We start from the raw sequence: 15,743 nt of genomic DNA, 5'->3' as shown, positions 1-15,743 counted from the left end.
CGTGATTGGTTTACTGACACCCCCAGCATCCGCCGGGAACGTCACGGGAGCGGAGGCCCCGCCCCTTCATCGCATCAACGCACCGAGCCGGGCTAGGCTTGCTCAGAAGATGTCCCCATCGTCAGGAGCCCTGTCAATGTCTCGGCCCGCTGCGGCTGTCCACCGTGTGATCAAGGCGTACGACGTGCGCGGCCTGGTCGGTGCGGAGATCGACGAATCCTTTGTCGCCGACGTCGCGGCCGCCTTTGCCCGACTGGTGCGCGGTGAGGGCGCGCGGCGCGTGGTGATCGGCCACGATATGCGGGACAGCTCGCCGCCGCTGGCGTCGGCTTTCGCCGCCGCGGTCACCCGCCAGGGCCTCGACGTGGTGCAGATCGGGTTGGCCTCCACCGACCAGCTGTATTTCGCCTCCGGTTTGCTGGATTGCCCGGGCGCGATGTTCACCGCCAGCCACAACCCGGCCGCCTACAACGGCATCAAGCTGTGCCGGGCGGGCGCCAAACCGGTCGGCGCGGACACCGGGCTGGGCGCGATCCGCGACGAGGTCATCGCCGGGGTCCCGGGCTACGACGGCCCGGCGGGCACCGTCACCGATCGAGATGTGCTGGCCGACTACGGCGCGTTCCTGCGCTCGTTGGTGGACACCGCCGGGCTGCGTCCGCTCAAGGTGGCGGTCGACGCCGGCAACGGCATGGCCGGCCACACCGCACCGGCCGTGCTGGGCGCGATCGGCTCGATCACCGTGTTGCCGTTGTATTTCGAGCTGGACGGCACGTTCCCCAACCATGAAGCCAACCCGCTGGACCCGGCCAACCTGGTCGACCTGCAGCACCATGTGCGGGCCACCGGCGCCGATATCGGGCTGGCCTTCGACGGGGACGCCGACCGGTGCTTCGTCGTCGACGAGCGGGGCGAGCCGGTGTCGCCGTCGGCGGTCACCGCGTTGGTCGCCGCTCGGGAGCTGCAGCGCGAAATCGGGGCGACGGTGATCCACAACCTGATCACCTCGCGGGCGGTGCCGGAGTTGGTGGTCGAGCGGGGCGGGACCCCGGTGCGCTCCCGGGTCGGGCACTCCTACATCAAGGCGTTGATGGCCGAAACCGGCGCCATCTTCGGCGGCGAACACTCGGCGCACTACTACTTCCGGGACTTCTGGGGCGCCGATTCGGGCATGCTGGCGGCGCTGTACGTGCTGGCCGCGCTCGGGGAGCAGCAGCGCCCGCTGTCCGAGCTGACCACCGACTACCAGCGCTACGAGTCCTCCGGCGAGATCAACTTCACCCTGACCGACACCGTCGACGCGTCCGTCTATGTCGAGGCGGTGCTGAAGTCGTTCGGCACCCGGATCCACTCCATCGACCACCTGGACGGGGTGACGGTGGACTTGGGCGACGGCAGCTGGTTCAACCTGCGCAGCTCCAACACCGAGCCGTTGCTGCGGCTGAACGTCGAGGCGCGCAGCGTCGACGACGTCGACGCGGTGGTCAAGCAGGTCGCGGCCGAAATCGCCGCCGCCGCGCAGACCGAGGTGGCGCGGTGAATGCCACCAGCACCACGATCGACCTCGACGACACCGAGGCCCTGCTCGGCGCCGACCGCGACGGTTTGCTGCGGGCGGCGTCGATGGCCGGTGCCCAAGTGCGCGCCACCGCCGCCGCGGCCGACGAAGGCGCGCTGGACGCCGTCGGCGGCCAGGACCGGCCGCGCACCCTGATCTGGGTGGCCGGCCGCGGCACCGCCGAGACCGCCGGGGCCATGCTGGCCGCCGCGGCCGGCGGGGTGACCGCCGCGCCGATCGTGCTGGCCGCCGAGGTGCCGCCGTGGATCGGGCCGCTGGACGTGCTGGTCGCCGCCGGCGACGACCCGGGCGACCCGGCGCTGGTCACCGCCGCCGCCACCGGGGTGCGCCGCGGCGCGCGGGTGGCGGTGGCCGCCCCCTACACGGGTCCGCTGCGCGATAGCACCGCGGGCCGGGTCGCCGTGCTGGAGCCGCGGCTCAGCGTTCCCGACGAGTTCGGGCTGCCCCGGTATCTGGCCGCCGGGCTGGCCGTGCTGAACAGCGTGGACGACGGGCTGCGCACCGACCTGGCGGCGCTGGCCGACGAACTGGACGCCGAGGCGCTGCGTAACAGCGCCGGGCGGGAGGTGTTCACCAACGCCGCCAAGAACCTGGCCGACCGTCTCGCCGGGCGCCGGGTCGTGCTGGCCGGGGACTGTGCGGCGACGCTGGCGTTGGCCCGGCACGCCGCGATGATCCTGCTGCGGACCGCCGACACCGTGGCGGCGGCCACCGGGTTGGCCGATGCGCTGGTGGCGGTGCACGCCCAGCACGCCGGCGGCGACGCCGCGGCCGACCTGTTTCACGACGAGCAGATCGACGGGCCGGTGGCCGCGCGGCTGCGGGTGCTGGCGCTGACCTTGGCCGCCGAGCGCCCGGTGGTGGCGGCACGAATCGGCGGGCTGACCGACGTCGACCTGGTCGGAGTCCAGGACGCCCCCGATGCGCCACTAGCGTCAGGGGGTGTGGGGCGCGCCGAGCTGCAGCTGGCAGTATTAGCCGTTCGGCTAGAGATGGCCGCCGTGTACGGGCGGCTGATGCGGGGATAACGGGGAATACCAGAACAGTGGAACTGCTACGCGGAGCGATACGGACCTACGCCTGGGGATCGCGGACCGCCATTGCCGAATTCACCGGGCGCGCGGTGCCGACCACCCATCCCGAAGCCGAGCTGTGGCTGGGCGCGCATCCCGGTGATCCCGCCTGGCTGCACACCGCCGACGGGGAAGTCTCGCTGCTGGACGGGCTGGCCGCCGACCCGGAGGGGCAGCTGGGGGCGGTGGCACGGGCCCGGTTCGGTGATGCGCTGCCGTTTTTGATGAAGGTGCTGGCCGCCGACGAACCGCTGTCGTTGCAGGCCCATCCCAGCGCCGCGCAGGCGGTGGAGGGCTTCGAGCGCGAGGAGCGGCTCGGGGTGCCGATCACCTCGCCGATCCGCAACTACCGCGACAGCAGCCACAAACCCGAGCTGCTGGTGGCGCTGCAGCCGTTCGAGGCGCTGGCCGGATTCCGTCCGGCGGCGCGCACCGTCGAGCTGCTGCAGGCCTTGGCGGTCTCGGACCTGGACCCGTTCATCGACCTGTTGCACGGCCAGTCCGACGCCGACGGGCTGCGGGCGCTGTTCACCACCTGGATCACCGCCCCGCAGCCCGACCTGGACGTGCTGGTGCCGGCGGTGCTCGAGGGCGCCATCCACTATGTCAGTTCCGGGGCAACGGAATTCGCGGCCGAAGCCAAGACGGTGCTGGAGCTGGGGGAGCGCTATCCGGGCGACGCCGGCGTGTTGGCGGCGTTATTGCTCAACCGGATCAACCTGGACCCCGGCGAGGCGCTGTTCCTGCCGGCCGGCAACCTGCACACCTACCTGCGCGGCATCGGGCTGGAGGTGATGGCCAACTCCGACAACGTGCTGCGCGGCGGGTTGACCCCCAAGCACGTCGACGTGCCAGAGCTGTTGCGGGTGCTGGACTTTACCCCCGCCACCGCGGACGCGCTGCGCCCGGCGACCTACTGCGACGGGCTGGAACGCAGCTACGACACCCCCGCCGAGGAGTTCGCCGTGTCGATGCTGAGCCTCGACGGCGACCACCTGGGCCACGAGGTGGATGCGCCGTGCCGCCATGACGGTCCGCAGATCCTGCTGTGCACCGAGGGCTCGGCGACGGTGCACGGCAAGTCCGGGGCGTTGACGCTGCACCGCGGGATGGCGGCCTGGGTCGGCGCCGACGACGGGCCGATCCGGTTGGTCGCGGCGCGGCCCAGCACGCTGTTCCGCGCCACGGTCGGTCTGTGAGCGCCGGCGGCAGCACCCGGGCGATCCTGGCGGCGCTGGCGGCCAACGCCGGGATCGCCGCCGCCAAGCTCATCGGCTACCTGATCACCGGCAGCTCCTCGATGCTGGCCGAGGCTGTGCACTCGGTGGCCGACACCTCCAACCAGGCCCTGCTGCTGTTCGGGCAGCGGGTTTCCCAGCGCAGCGCGGACCGGTTGCACCCGTTCGGGTACGGCCGCAGCCGCTACTTCTGGTCGTTCGTGGTGGCGCTGGTGCTGTTCACCCTCGGCTCGGTGTTCGCCCTCGTCGAGGGCTACCACAAGATCATCCACCCCGAGGAGCTCAGTGCGCCGCTCATTGCGCTGGTGATCCTGCTGGTGGCGATCAGCTTGGAGGCCTTCAGTTTTCGCACGGCGATGGTCGAGTCGCGGCCGCTGAAAGGCGACCAGTCGTGGTGGCGGTTCATCCGCAACTCCCGCAGCCCCGAGCTGCCGGTGGTGCTGCTGGAGGACACCGCCGCCCTGGTCGGGCTGGTGTTCGCGCTGGCCGGTGTCGGGCTGACGGTGCTCACCGGCGATGCGGTGTGGGATGGGATCGGCACCGTCGCCATCGGTGCGCTGCTCGGGGTGGTCGCGGTCATCTTGATGGTCGAGATGCACAGCCTGCTGATCGGTGAGGGCGCCACCGCCGACGAGGACCGGGCCATCCGGGCGGCGTTGGAGTCCACCGACCACGTCGAACGCCTCATCCATATCCGCACCCAGTACCTGGGCCCGGACGAGCTGCTGGTGGCCGCCAAGATCGCGTTGGCGCCGCAGGTGGATCTGGCCACCGTCGCGGCCACCATTGACGCCGCCGAGGTGCGGGTGCGCGCCGTCGTCCCGGCGGCGCGGGTCATCTACTTAGAACCCGACCTGGACAAGGCGCTGCAGCACTAGCAGCGGACAGCGTGGTTCAGCACCGGAGCGGCCCACCGCGGCCTAACCTGGAAACTGTTGAGCCACAGGAGGCACCAGTGACCGAGCACGACGTAAAGATGATCGTCTTGTCGACCGATGACCTGGATGAATCGATCCGGTTTTACAGCGAGACCCTCGGGATGCCGCTGAAGTTCCGCGACGGAGCCCACTTCGCCGCCCTGGACGGCGGGTCGGTCACGGTCGCGCTGGCGACCGCGGTGGACCATCCCATCCACGGGCAGGTGGTCGTCGGCATCAAAACCGCCGATGTCGACGCCGCGGCGAAGGCGGTCGAGGCCAGTGGCGGTGGCATCGTGAAGGGCCCGTACGACGACGCCCACGAGCGCCGCGCCGTCGTCTACGACAACAAGGGCAACGGCTTGGTCTTCTACAAACCGCTGGCGCGCTGAACAGACTTCCCGGCAGCTGACTCTGCGTGTACCAGGCGGGTTACTCGCACTTTGGCCTGGTAGCCGCAGAGTGAACGAGCCCGCCCGCCCGCGCTTGACGCTGCGCGCAGTCCCGCTGTGACCGGTACATTGCCGCGAAAGCAGGCACGGCGGAGGGGGCGCGCAGATGGCGGGTCGATGGCGGATCAAGTCGGTGGAGCAGTCCATCGCCGACACCGACGAACCGGGCACCCGGTTGCGCAAGGACCTCACCTGGTGGGATCTGACCGTCTTCGGGGTGTCGGTGGTCATCGGGGCCGGCATCTTCACCGTCACCGCCTCGACCGCGGGCAACATCACCGGCCCGGCCATCTGGATCTCGTTCCTGATCGCCGCGATCACCTGCGGGCTGGCGGCGGTGTGCTACGCGGAGTTCTCCTCGACGCTGCCGGTGGCCGGCAGCGCCTACACCTTCTCCTACGCCACCTTCGGCGAGTGTTTGGCCTGGATCATCGGCTGGAATGTGGTGCTGGAGTTGGCGATCGGTGCGGCGGTGGTGGCCAAGGGCTGGTCCACCTACCTGGGCACCATGTTCGGCTTCGCCGGCGGCACCGTGACGCTCGGCGTCGTCCACCTGGACTGGGGCGCCCTGCTGGTCGTCGCCCTGGTCGCCACGCTGCTGGCCCTGGGCACCAAACTGTCGTCCCGGTTTTCCGCCGCGGTCACCGCGATCAAGGTCGCCGTGGTGCTGCTGGTGGTGGTCGTCGGCGCGTTTTTCATCAAAGCCGCCAACTACACCCCGTTCATCCCGCCGTCGCAGGCCGACCGCGCCGGCACCGGGGTGGACCAGTCGGTGCTGTCGCTGCTGACCGGGGCGACATCCAGCCATTACGGCGGGTACGGGGTGTTGGCCGGGGCGGCGATCGTGTTTTTCGCGTTCATCGGCTTCGACGTGGTCGCCACCATGGCCGAGGAGACCCGCAACCCGCAGCGTGACGTGCCGCGCGGAATCCTGGCGACGCTGGCGATCGTGACCGTGCTCTACGTCGCGGTCTCGGTGGTGCTGTCCGGCATGGTGCCCTACACCGCCCTGCGGGACGCGCCCGACGGCACCCACGCCAACCTGGCCACCGCGTTCCTGGCCAACGGGGTGCACTGGGCGTCCACGGTCATCTCGGTCGGCGCGCTGGCCGGGCTGACCACGGTGGTGATGGTGCTGATGCTGGGCCAGTGCCGGGTGCTGTTCGCGATGGCACGCGACGGGCTGTTGCCGCGGCGGTTGGCCCGCACCGGTGCGCACGGCACCCCGGTGCGGATCACCGCGCTGGTGGCGGTGCTGGTCGCGGTCACCGCCTCGGCCTTCCCGATGGGCAAGCTCGAGGAAATGGTCAACGTCGGCACCCTGTTCGCGTTCGTGTTGGTGTCGGCCGGGGTGGTCATCCTGCGCCGCACCCGGCCCGACCTGCCCCGCGGGTTCCGGGCGCCGTGGGTGCCGGTGCTGCCGATCGCGTCGATCTGCGCGTGCCTGTGGCTGATGGTGAACCTGACCGCGGTCACCTGGATCCGGTTCGGCGTCTGGATGGTCCTCGGTGTCGCGATCTACCTCGGGTACGGCTACCGGCACTCGGTGCTGGCGCGCCGGGAGGCGGCACCCACCGAGGACGCGGAGGACATAAAGGTGCCTTAAGCACATTTGTTTTACAAAGCATGGCTGAATGTCTAGACATCGGACGTAGCTCGGGGTAACGTCCAACCTCACGTGGTGGAAGTCACAACTCACGAGGAGGTTCGGCGAGGATGAGCACCCAACCAGCCACCGAGGCGGTGGCGTGGCGGGACAAGAAGCGCTACCTGTGGCTGCTGGGGCTGGTCGCCCCGACCGCGCTGTTCGTGGTGCTGCCCGTCGTGTGGGCGATGAACCGGGCCGGGTGGCACACGGCGTCCCAGGCGCTGTTCTGGATCGGTCCGTTCCTGGTGTACGTGCTGCTGCCGCTGCTGGACCTGCGTTTTGGGCCGGACGGTCAGAACGCCCCCGATGAGGTGATGCAGCGGCTGGAGAACGACCGCTACTACCGCTACTGCACCTACATCTACATCCCGTTCCAGTACGCCAGCGTGATCTTGGGCGCCTACCTGTTCACCGCGTCGGACCTGAGCTGGCTGGGCGTCGAGGGGTCGCTCAGCTGGCCGGCCAAGATCGGGTTGGCGCTCACGGTTGGCGCACTGGGCGGGATCGGCATCAACACCGCCCACGAGATGGGCCACAAGAAGGAGGAGTTGGAGCGCTGGCTGGCCAAGATCACCCTGGCCCAGACCTGCTACGGGCACTTCTACATCGAGCACAACCGCGGCCACCACGTGCGGGTGGCCACCCCCGAAGACCCGGCGTCGGCGCGGTTCGGCGAGACGTTCTGGGAATTCTTCCCGCGCAGCGTCGTCGGCAGCCTGCGCTCGGCGTGGCGACTCGAGGCGGCCCGGATGCGCCGGTTGGACAAGAGTCCCTGGCACCCGAGCAACGACGTGCTCAACGCCTGGCTGATGTCGGTGGTGCTCTGGGGTGCGCTGATCGCGGTGTTCGGCCCGGCACTGATCCCGTTCGTGCTTATTCAGGCGGTTTACGGTTTTTCCCTGCTGGAGTCGGTGAACTATCTCGAGCACTACGGGCTGCTGCGCCAAAAGCTGCCCAACGGCCGCTATGAGCGGTGCACGCCGGCGCACAGCTGGAACTCCGATCACCTGGTGACCAACCTGTTCCTGTACCACCTGCAGCGGCACAGCGACCACCACGCCAACCCGACCCGGCGCTACCAAACCCTGCGCAGCATGGACGGCGCACCGAACCTGCCCAGCGGCTACGCCTCGCTGATCGGGGTGACCTACCTGCCGCCGGTGTGGCGCAAGCTGATGGACCACCGGGTGCTGGCGCACTACGACGGCGACATCACCCGGGCGAATATTCAGCCCCGGCTGCGCACCAAGGTGCTGGCCCGCCACCAGGTGGCGGCCTGATGGCCGGCTATGCCTGCCCGGGCTGCGGCTACGTCTACGACGAAACCGTCGGCGCCCCGCGGGAAGGCTTTCCGGCCGGCACGCCCTGGGCGCAGATCCCCGACGACTGGTGCTGCCCGGACTGCGCGGTCCGGGAAAAACCCGACTTCGAACCGATGGAGGTAGCGCAATGACCGATTACAAGTTGTTCGTCTGCGTACAGTGCGGCTTCGAGTACGACGAAGCCAAGGGCTGGCCCGACGACGGCATCGCCCCGGGCACCCGCTGGGACGACATCCCCGAGGACTGGAGCTGCCCGGACTGCGGCGCCGCCAAATCCGACTTCGAGATGGTCGAAGTCGCCCGGCCGTGAGCCCCATGCGCGCCGCAGCGGCTAGTGTCGCGCATGTGACACGGGCAGACGATCCGAGCAAGCCGGCACGCGTGCCGTACGCCGAGGCGTCCCGGGCGTTGCTGCGCGACTCGGTGCTCGACGCCATGCGGGACCTGCTGCTCACCCGCGACTGGTCGGCGGTCACGCTGGCCGATGTGGCCCGCGCCGCCGGGATCAGCCGACAAACCATCTACAACGAGTTCGGGTCCCGGCAGGGGCTGGCGCAGGGCTACGCGCTGCGGCTGGCCGATCGGTTGGTCGACGCGGTGGACGCGGCGATTTACAACAATGTCGGCGACGTCTACACCGCATTCCTGGAGGGCTTCCGGGCGTTCTTCACCGAGTCGGCGGCCGACCCGCTGGTGATCTCGCTGCTGACCGGGGTGGCCAAACCCGACCTGCTGCAGATCATCACCACCGACAGCGGCCCGATCATCACCCGCGCCTCGGGCCGCCTCACCGCGACGTTTATGCACAGCTGGTTGCAGGCCAGCGAGGACGACGCCGGCATCCTGGCGCGGGCGATCGTGCGGCTGGCGATGAGCTATGTGTCGATGCCGCCGGAGGCTGACCACGATGTCGCGGCCGATTTGGCGCGACTGTTCACCCCGGCCGCCGAACGCTACGGATCGCTGCGCGACGACGTGGACGAATGGGCCAGCGAAGACACCGGGCCCTAGGCTGACCCGGCAGTCGCGCGGGGGCTGCGCCGCGACTAATGTATATGCGAGCTAACTAGTTGACGCGACGAAGGGGCCCCTATGACATTGACCGCGGATAACCGCAACGGCATCGAGTACAAGGTCGCCGACCTGTCGCTGGCCGAGTTCGGGCGCAAGGAGATCCGGCTGGCCGAACACGAGATGCCGGGTCTGATGTCGCTGCGGCGGGAGTACGCCGACGTCGCCCCGCTCAAGGGTGCCCGCATCTCGGGTTCGCTGCACATGACCGTGCAGACCGCGGTGCTGATCGAGACGTTGGTCAGCCTCGGCGCCGAGGTGCGGTGGGCGTCGTGCAACATCTTCTCCACCCAGGACCACGCCGCCGCCGCGGTCGTCGTCGGCCCGCACGGCACCCCCGAGGAGCCCAAGGGCACTGCCGTGTTCGCCTGGAAGGGCGAGACCCTCGAGGAGTACTGGTGGGCGGCCGAGCAGGCGCTGACCTGGGAGGGTGAGCCGGCGAACATGATCCTCGACGACGGCGGCGACGCCACCATGATGGTGCTGCGCGGCGCGCAGTACGAGAAGGCCGGCGTGGTGCCGCCCGCCGAGGACGACGACCCCGAAGAGTGGAAGATCTTCCTGGGCCGGCTGCGGGAGCGCTTCGAGGCCGACAAGACCAAGTGGACGACGATCTCCGAGTCGGTGCGCGGCGTCACCGAGGAGACCACCACCGGGGTGCTGCGGCTCTACCAGTTCGCCGCCGCCGGCGAGCTGACCTTCCCGGCCATCAACGTCAACGACTCGGTGACCAAGTCCAAGTTCGACAACAAGTACGGCTGCCGGCATTCGCTGATCGACGGGATCAACCGCGGCACCGACGTGCTGATCGGTGGCAAGAAGGCGCTGGTCTGCGGCTACGGTGACGTCGGCAAGGGCTGCGCGGAATCGCTGGCCGGCCAGGGCGCCCGGGTCACCGTCACCGAGATCGACCCGATCAACGCGCTGCAGGCGCTGATGGACGGCTACGACGTCAAGACCGTCGAGCAGGCCATCGCCGAAGCCGACATCGTCGTCACCACCACCGGCAACAAGGACATCATCACCCTCGAGCACATGAAGGCGATGAAGGACCAGGCCATCCTGGGCAACATCGGCCACTTCGACAACGAGATCCAGATGGCCCGGCTGGAGAAGTCCGGGGCCACCCGCGACACCATCAAGCCGCAGGTCGACCAGTGGACGTTCGGCGACACCGGCCGCTCGATCATCGTGCTGTCCGAGGGCCGGCTGCTCAACCTCGGCAACGCCACCGGGCACCCGTCGTTCGTGATGAGCAACAGCTTCTCCAACCAGGTGATCGCTCAGATCGAGCTGTGGACCAAAAACGATGAGTACGACAACGAGGTCTACCGGCTGCCCAAGCACCTCGACGAGAAGGTGGCCCGCATCCACGTCACCGCGCTCGGCGGCACCCTGACCAAGCTGACCAAGGACCAGGCCGAATACATCGGCGTCGACGTCGAGGGCCCCTACAAGGCCGACCACTACCGGTACTGAGCCCGGCTCTGTCGCCGAGATCGACGTTAGCGTGACGAAGTGCGAGTAGACCGCGCGAAAACGTCGATCTCGGCGGGGCTGGGCCCGTGCTGATCGCGATCGAGGGCGTCGACGGCGCCGGCAAACGCACCCTGTCCGATGGGCTGCGGGCGGCGCTGCAGGCCCGCGGGCGCTCGGTCGCGACGTTGGCGTTCCCGCGCTACGGCGATTCGGTGACCGCCGATATTGCCGCCGAAGCCCTGCACGGCGAGCACGGCGACCTGGCCGACTCGGTGTACGGCATGGCGATGCTGTTCGCGCTGGACCGCGCCGGCGCCAAGAGCGAGATCACCGGGCTGCAGCGTGACCACGACGTGGTGATCCTGGACCGCTACGTGGCCTCCAACGCCGCCTACAGTGCGGCGCGGCTGCACCAGGACGCCGACGGCGCCGTGGTGCAGTGGGTGCGTCGGCTCGAATACCAGCGCCTGGGGTTGCCCAGCCCCGACTGGCAGGTGCTGCTCGACGTCTCGACGGAACTGGCCGCCGAGCGGGCCCGGCACCGCGAGAACCAGGACGCGCTGCGCGCCCGCGACAGCTACGAACGCGACGACGGGCTGCAGCGTCGCACCGGCGCGGTGTACCGCGGGCTGGCCGAACACGGCTTCGGCGGCCGCTGGCGGGTGGTCGGCGGCGACGTCGACGCCGCCGCGCTGGCCACCGCGCTGGGTTGTTAGCACGAAACACGCGCGTGGTGCCCACGTTTTGTCCCGATCTGGTGACACCATGGACACCATGAGGCAAAGGATTCTTGTCGTCGACGACGACGCGTCGCTGGCCGAGATGCTCACCATCGTGCTGCGCGGGGAGGGTTTCGACACCGCGGTGATCGGCGACGGCACCCAGGCGCTCACCGCGGTGCGGGAGCTGCGTCCCGACCTGGTGTTGTTGGATCTGATGCTGCCCGGCATGAACGGCATCGACGTGTGCCGGGTGCTGCGCGCGGACTCCGGCATCCCGATCGTCATGCTGACCGCCAAGACCGACACCGTCGACGTGGTGCTCGGGCTGGAGTCGGGCGCCGACGACTACATCATGAAGCCGTTCAAACCCAAGGAGCTGGTGGCGCGGGTGCGGGCGCGGTTGCGGCGCAACGACGACGAACCCGCCGAGCTGCTGTCGATCGCCGATGTGGACATCGACGTGCCGGCCCACAAGGTCACCCGGCGGGGCGAGCAGATTTCGCTGACCCCGCTGGAATTCGACCTGCTGGTGGCGCTGGCACGCAAACCCCGGCAGGTGTTTACTCGTGATGTGCTGCTCGAACAGGTGTGGGGCTACCGGCACCCCGCCGACACCCGGTTGGTGAATGTCCACGTGCAGCGGTTGCGGGCCAAGGTGGAGAAGGACCCGGAGAACCCGACCGTGGTGCTGACCGTTCGAGGAGTGGGTTACAAGGCCGGACCTCCGTGATCCGCGCCTGCGACGATGCAGAGCGCAGCGATGAGGAGGAGCGGCGCCATGAGGTGAGGCGGCGCCGATGATTTTCGGCTCGCGGCGACGCATTCGAGGTCGCTGGGGGCGCTCCGGTCCGCTGTTGCACGGCATGAACGCGTTGACGCGCGCCGTGGCCGTCGCCTGGCGTCGCTCGCTGCAGCTGCGGGTGGTGGTGTTGACGCTGGGCCTGTCGCTGGCCGTGATCTTGGTGCTCGGCTTCGTGCTGACCAGCCAGGTCACCAACCGGGTGCTCGACATCAAGGTCCGGGCCGCCACCGAGCAGATCCAGCGGGCGCGCACCACCGTCAGCGGCATCGTCGGCGGTGAGGAGGCCCGTTCGCTGGATTCCAGCCTGCAGCTGGCCCGCAACACCCTGACCTCGAAAACCGACCCGACCTCGTCGGTCGGCCCGGCCGGGGCGTTCGACGCGGTGCTGGTGGTGCCCGGCGATGGCCCGCGCGCGGCGACCGCGGCCGGCCCCATCGACCAGGTGCCGGCCAGCCTGCGCGACTTCGTCAAGGCCGGGCAGGTCAGCTACCAGTACGCGACCGTGCACTCCGACGGGTTCTCCGGGCCGGCGCTGATCATCGGCACCCCGACACTGTCCAAGGTCTCCAACCTGGAGCTGTACCTGATCTTCCCGCTGGGCAACGAGGAAAGCACCATCAAGCTGGTGCGCGGCACCATGGCCACCGGCGGGCTGGTGCTGCTGGTGCTGCTGGCCGGGATCGCGCTGCTGGTGTCGCGGCAGGTGGTGCTGCCGGTGCGGTCGGCGTCGCGGATCGCCGAACGGTTCGCCGAGGGCCACCTGTCCGAGCGGATGCCGGTGCGCGGCGAGGACGACATGGCCCGGCTGGCGGTGTCGTTCAACGACATGGCCGAAAGCCTGTCCCGGCAGATCGAACAGCTGGAGGAATTCGGCAACCTGCAGCGCCGGTTCACCTCCGACGTCAGCCACGAGCTGCGCACCCCGCTGACCACGGTGCGGATGGCCGCCGACCTGATCTACGACCACATCGAGGACCTCGACCCGGCGCTGGCCCGCTCCACCGAGCTGATGGTCAGCGAGCTGGACCGGTTCGAGACGCTGCTCAACGACCTGCTGGAGATCTCCCGGCACGACGCCGGGGTGGCCGAGTTGTCGGTGGAGGCCGTCGATTTGCGGTCCACGGTGCGCAGCGCGCTGGACAACGTCGGGCACCTGGCCGACGAGGCCGAGATCACGTTGCAGGTGGACATGCCCGAAGACGAGGTGATCGCCGAGGTCGACCCGCGTCGGGTGGAGCGCATCCTGCGCAACCTGATCGCCAACGCCATCGACCACGCCGAACACAAGCCGGTGCGGATCCGGATGGCCGCCGACGAGGACACCGTCGCGGTCACCGTGCGCGACTACGGGGTGGGGCTGCGGCCCGGCGAGGAGAAGCTGGTGTTCAGCCGGTTCTGGCGCTCGGACCCGTCCCGGGTGCGCCGCTCCGGGGGCACCGGGCTGGGGTTGGCGATCAGCGTCGAGGACGCCCGGCTGCACCAGGGCCGGCTGGAGGCGTGGGGCGAGCCCGGCAACGGCGCCTGCTTCCGGTTGACGCTGCCGCTGGTGCGCGGCCACAAGGTCACCACCAGCCCGCTGCCGATGAAACCGATTGCGCCCGAGGCGAAGCGGCGCGGCCGCCAGCACGAGCCCGCGGAGAGGAGCGGATGATGCGGCGCGCTTGCGATCGCCGGGTCGCCGTGCTGGCCTGCGTGCTGGCCGCGGTGCTGGCCGGCTGCGCGGGGGTGCCCAGCTCGTCGGCGCCGCAGGCCATCGGCACCGTCGAACGTCCCGCGCCGTCGAACCTGCCCAAACCGACCCCGGGCATGGACCCCGACCTGTTGCTGCGCGAATTCCTCAAGGCCACCGCCGATCCGGCCAACCGGCACCTGGCGGCCCGGCAATTCCTCACCCAGTCGGCCTCCGACGCCTGGGACGACGCCGGGAGCGCGATGCTGGTCGACAACGTGGTGTTCGTCGAAACCCGCAGCGCCGACCGGGTGTCGGTGGCCATGCGCGCCGACATCCTGGGGTCGCTGTCCGATATGGGGGTGTTCGAGACCGGGGCGGGGCAGCTGCCCGATCCCGGCCCGATCGAGCTGGTCAAAACCTCCGGCGGCTGGCGCATCGACCGGCTACCCAACGGGGTGTTTTTGGACTGGCAGCAATTCCAGGCCACCTACAAACGGCACACCCTGTACTTCGCCGACCCCACCGGCAAGACCGTGGTGCCCGACCCGCGCTACGTCGCGGTGTCCGACCCCGATCAGCTGCCCACCGAGCTGGTGTCCAAGCTGATCGCCGGGCCGCGGCCGGAGATGGCCAACACGGTGCGCAACCTGCTGGCCGGGCCGCTGCGGCTGCACGGGCCGGTGACCCGCGCCGACGGCGGCTCCAGCGGCATCGGCCGCGGCTACGGTGGGGCGCGGATCGACCTGGAGAACTTGTCGACCACCGATCCGCACAGCCGGCAACTGCTTGCCGCGCAGATCATCTGGACGTTGGCCCGCGCCGACATCAAGGGGCCGTATGTGATCAACGCCGACGGCGCCGCCCTCGACGACCGGTTTTCCGACGGCTGGACCACCTCCGATGTCGCGGCCACCGACCCGGGCGCGGCCGACGGCGCCGCCGCCGGGGTGCACGCCCTGGTAGGGGGCTCGCTGGTGGCGTTGGACGGGAAGCGGTCGACCACGGTGCCCGGGGCGTTCGGCCGGGCGACCGACCAGGTGTCGGCGGCGCTGTCGCGAACCGGGCGCCAGGTGGCCTCGGTGGTGGTGGCCCGCCCCGGCGCCCCCGATATGGCGGCGTCGTTGTGGATCGGGGACCTCGGCGGGGAGGCGGCCCAGGCCGCCGACGGGCACACCGTCTCGCGCCCCAGCTGGTCGTTGGACGACGCGGTGTGGGTGGTGGTGGACGGCAACAATGTGCTGCGCGCCATCCAAGAACCCGCATCGGGGCAGCCGGCCCGCATCCCGGTGGACTCCGGCGCGGTCGCCGCGCGGTTCCCCGGGCCGATCACCGACCTGCAACTGTCCCGGGACGGCACCCGAGCCGCGCTGGTCATCGAGGGTCAGGTGATCCTGGCCAGCGTCGAGCAGAACAAGGCCGGCCAGTTCGCGCTGACCTACCCGCGCCGGCTGGGGTTCGGGCTGGGCACCTCGGTGGTGTCGCTGTCCTGGCGCACCGGCGACGACATCGTGGTCAGCCGCACCGATTCCGCGCACCCGGTGTCGTACGTGAACATCGACGGCGTCAACTCCGACGCCGCCGGCGGCAACCTGCAGCTTCCGGTGACCGCGATCGCCGCCAACCCGTCGACGGTGTACGTCGCCGACCCGCGCGGGGTGCTGCAGCTGTCCAGCTCGGCCGACGCCAAGCAGGGCTGGTCGCCGGTGGGCCCGTTCATGGTGCCCGGGGCGGTGCCGGTGCTGCCGGGCTAACTGTCACACCCCGCCGC

General features: G+C 69.9%; 15 protein-coding genes. All 15 read left to right on the top strand.

Annotated features, from left to right (window positions below; translation table 11 throughout):
• Positions 1–136 precede the first annotated feature (136 nt).
• The 15 genes from ACAG26_RS25230 to lpqB all read left to right on the top strand — a co-directional run bounded on the left by ACAG26_RS25230 (position 137) and on the right by lpqB (position 15,726).
• The gene (locus ACAG26_RS25230) at positions 137–1,540 is read left to right on the top strand and encodes a phosphomannomutase/phosphoglucomutase (RefSeq protein WP_370485815.1); all 1,404 of its coding nucleotides are present in this window, start codon (positions 137–139) and stop codon (positions 1,538–1,540) included.
• Positions 1,537–2,607 carry a TobH protein gene (locus ACAG26_RS25225; protein WP_370485814.1) on the top strand — a complete coding sequence of 357 codons (1,071 nt, stop codon included), beginning with the start codon at positions 1,537–1,539 and terminating at the stop codon, positions 2,605–2,607. The genes ACAG26_RS25230 and ACAG26_RS25225 overlap by 4 nt, the downstream gene beginning before the upstream one ends.
• A gap of 17 nt (positions 2,608–2,624) precedes the next feature.
• A complete protein-coding gene (manA, locus tag ACAG26_RS25220) occupies positions 2,625–3,851 on the top strand; it encodes a mannose-6-phosphate isomerase, class I (RefSeq protein ID WP_370485813.1) in 1,227 nt (408 codons plus the stop codon).
• Positions 3,848–4,768, top strand: coding sequence for a cation diffusion facilitator family transporter (locus ACAG26_RS25215; protein ID WP_370485812.1), 921 nt, complete (start codon positions 3,848–3,850; stop codon positions 4,766–4,768). The genes manA and ACAG26_RS25215 overlap by 4 nt, the downstream gene beginning before the upstream one ends.
• Before the next feature lie 77 nt (positions 4,769–4,845).
• Positions 4,846–5,199 carry a VOC family protein gene (locus ACAG26_RS25210; RefSeq protein WP_370485811.1) on the top strand — a complete coding sequence of 118 codons (354 nt, stop codon included), beginning with the start codon at positions 4,846–4,848 and terminating at the stop codon, positions 5,197–5,199.
• 166 nt (positions 5,200–5,365) lie between these two features.
• Positions 5,366–6,865, top strand: coding sequence for an amino acid permease (locus ACAG26_RS25205; RefSeq protein WP_370485810.1), 1,500 nt, complete (start codon positions 5,366–5,368; stop codon positions 6,863–6,865).
• A 110-nt stretch (positions 6,866–6,975) separates the two neighbouring features.
• Positions 6,976–8,187, top strand: coding sequence for an alkane 1-monooxygenase (locus ACAG26_RS25200; RefSeq protein WP_370485809.1), 1,212 nt, complete (start codon positions 6,976–6,978; stop codon positions 8,185–8,187).
• Complete coding sequence (locus tag ACAG26_RS25195; protein WP_370485808.1) at positions 8,187–8,360, top strand: rubredoxin; 174 nt, start codon at positions 8,187–8,189, stop codon at positions 8,358–8,360. The genes ACAG26_RS25200 and ACAG26_RS25195 overlap by 1 nt, the downstream gene beginning before the upstream one ends.
• Positions 8,357–8,539 (top strand): rubredoxin, encoded by a 183-nt coding sequence (locus tag ACAG26_RS25190; RefSeq protein WP_370485807.1) that lies wholly within the window; start codon positions 8,357–8,359, stop codon positions 8,537–8,539. Before ACAG26_RS25195 ends, ACAG26_RS25190 begins: the two co-directional genes overlap by 4 nt.
• A 5-nt stretch (positions 8,540–8,544) precedes the next feature.
• The gene (locus ACAG26_RS25185) at positions 8,545–9,240 is read left to right on the top strand and encodes a TetR family transcriptional regulator (RefSeq protein WP_370485806.1); all 696 of its coding nucleotides are present in this window, start codon (positions 8,545–8,547) and stop codon (positions 9,238–9,240) included.
• An 81-nt stretch (positions 9,241–9,321) separates the two neighbouring features.
• Positions 9,322–10,779, top strand: a complete 1,458-nt coding sequence (gene ahcY / locus ACAG26_RS25180; protein ID WP_370485805.1) for an adenosylhomocysteinase — start codon at positions 9,322–9,324, stop codon at positions 10,777–10,779.
• An 86-nt stretch (positions 10,780–10,865) separates the two neighbouring features.
• Complete coding sequence (locus ACAG26_RS25175) at positions 10,866–11,495, top strand: dTMP kinase (RefSeq protein WP_370485804.1); 630 nt, start codon at positions 10,866–10,868, stop codon at positions 11,493–11,495.
• Positions 11,496–11,544: 49 nt separating this feature from the next.
• Positions 11,545–12,231, top strand: coding sequence for a two-component system response regulator MtrA (gene mtrA, locus ACAG26_RS25170; protein ID WP_370485803.1), 687 nt, complete (start codon positions 11,545–11,547; stop codon positions 12,229–12,231).
• A 67-nt stretch (positions 12,232–12,298) separates the two neighbouring features.
• Entirely contained in the window at positions 12,299–13,954 is a 1,656-nt protein-coding gene (gene mtrB / locus ACAG26_RS25165; RefSeq protein ID WP_370485802.1) for an MtrAB system histidine kinase MtrB, read from the top strand.
• Complete coding sequence (lpqB, locus tag ACAG26_RS25160; protein WP_370485801.1) at positions 13,954–15,726, top strand: MtrAB system accessory lipoprotein LpqB; 1,773 nt, start codon at positions 13,954–13,956, stop codon at positions 15,724–15,726. The genes mtrB and lpqB overlap by 1 nt, the downstream gene beginning before the upstream one ends.
• Positions 15,727–15,743 lie beyond the last annotated feature (17 nt).

The organism is Mycobacterium sp. pUA109 (assembly GCF_041287095.1).
Taxonomy (GTDB): domain Bacteria; phylum Actinomycetota; class Actinomycetes; order Mycobacteriales; family Mycobacteriaceae; genus Mycobacterium.
The sequence above is the reverse complement of the archived record's forward strand: the minus strand, read 5'-3'. Positions and strand labels throughout refer to the sequence as shown.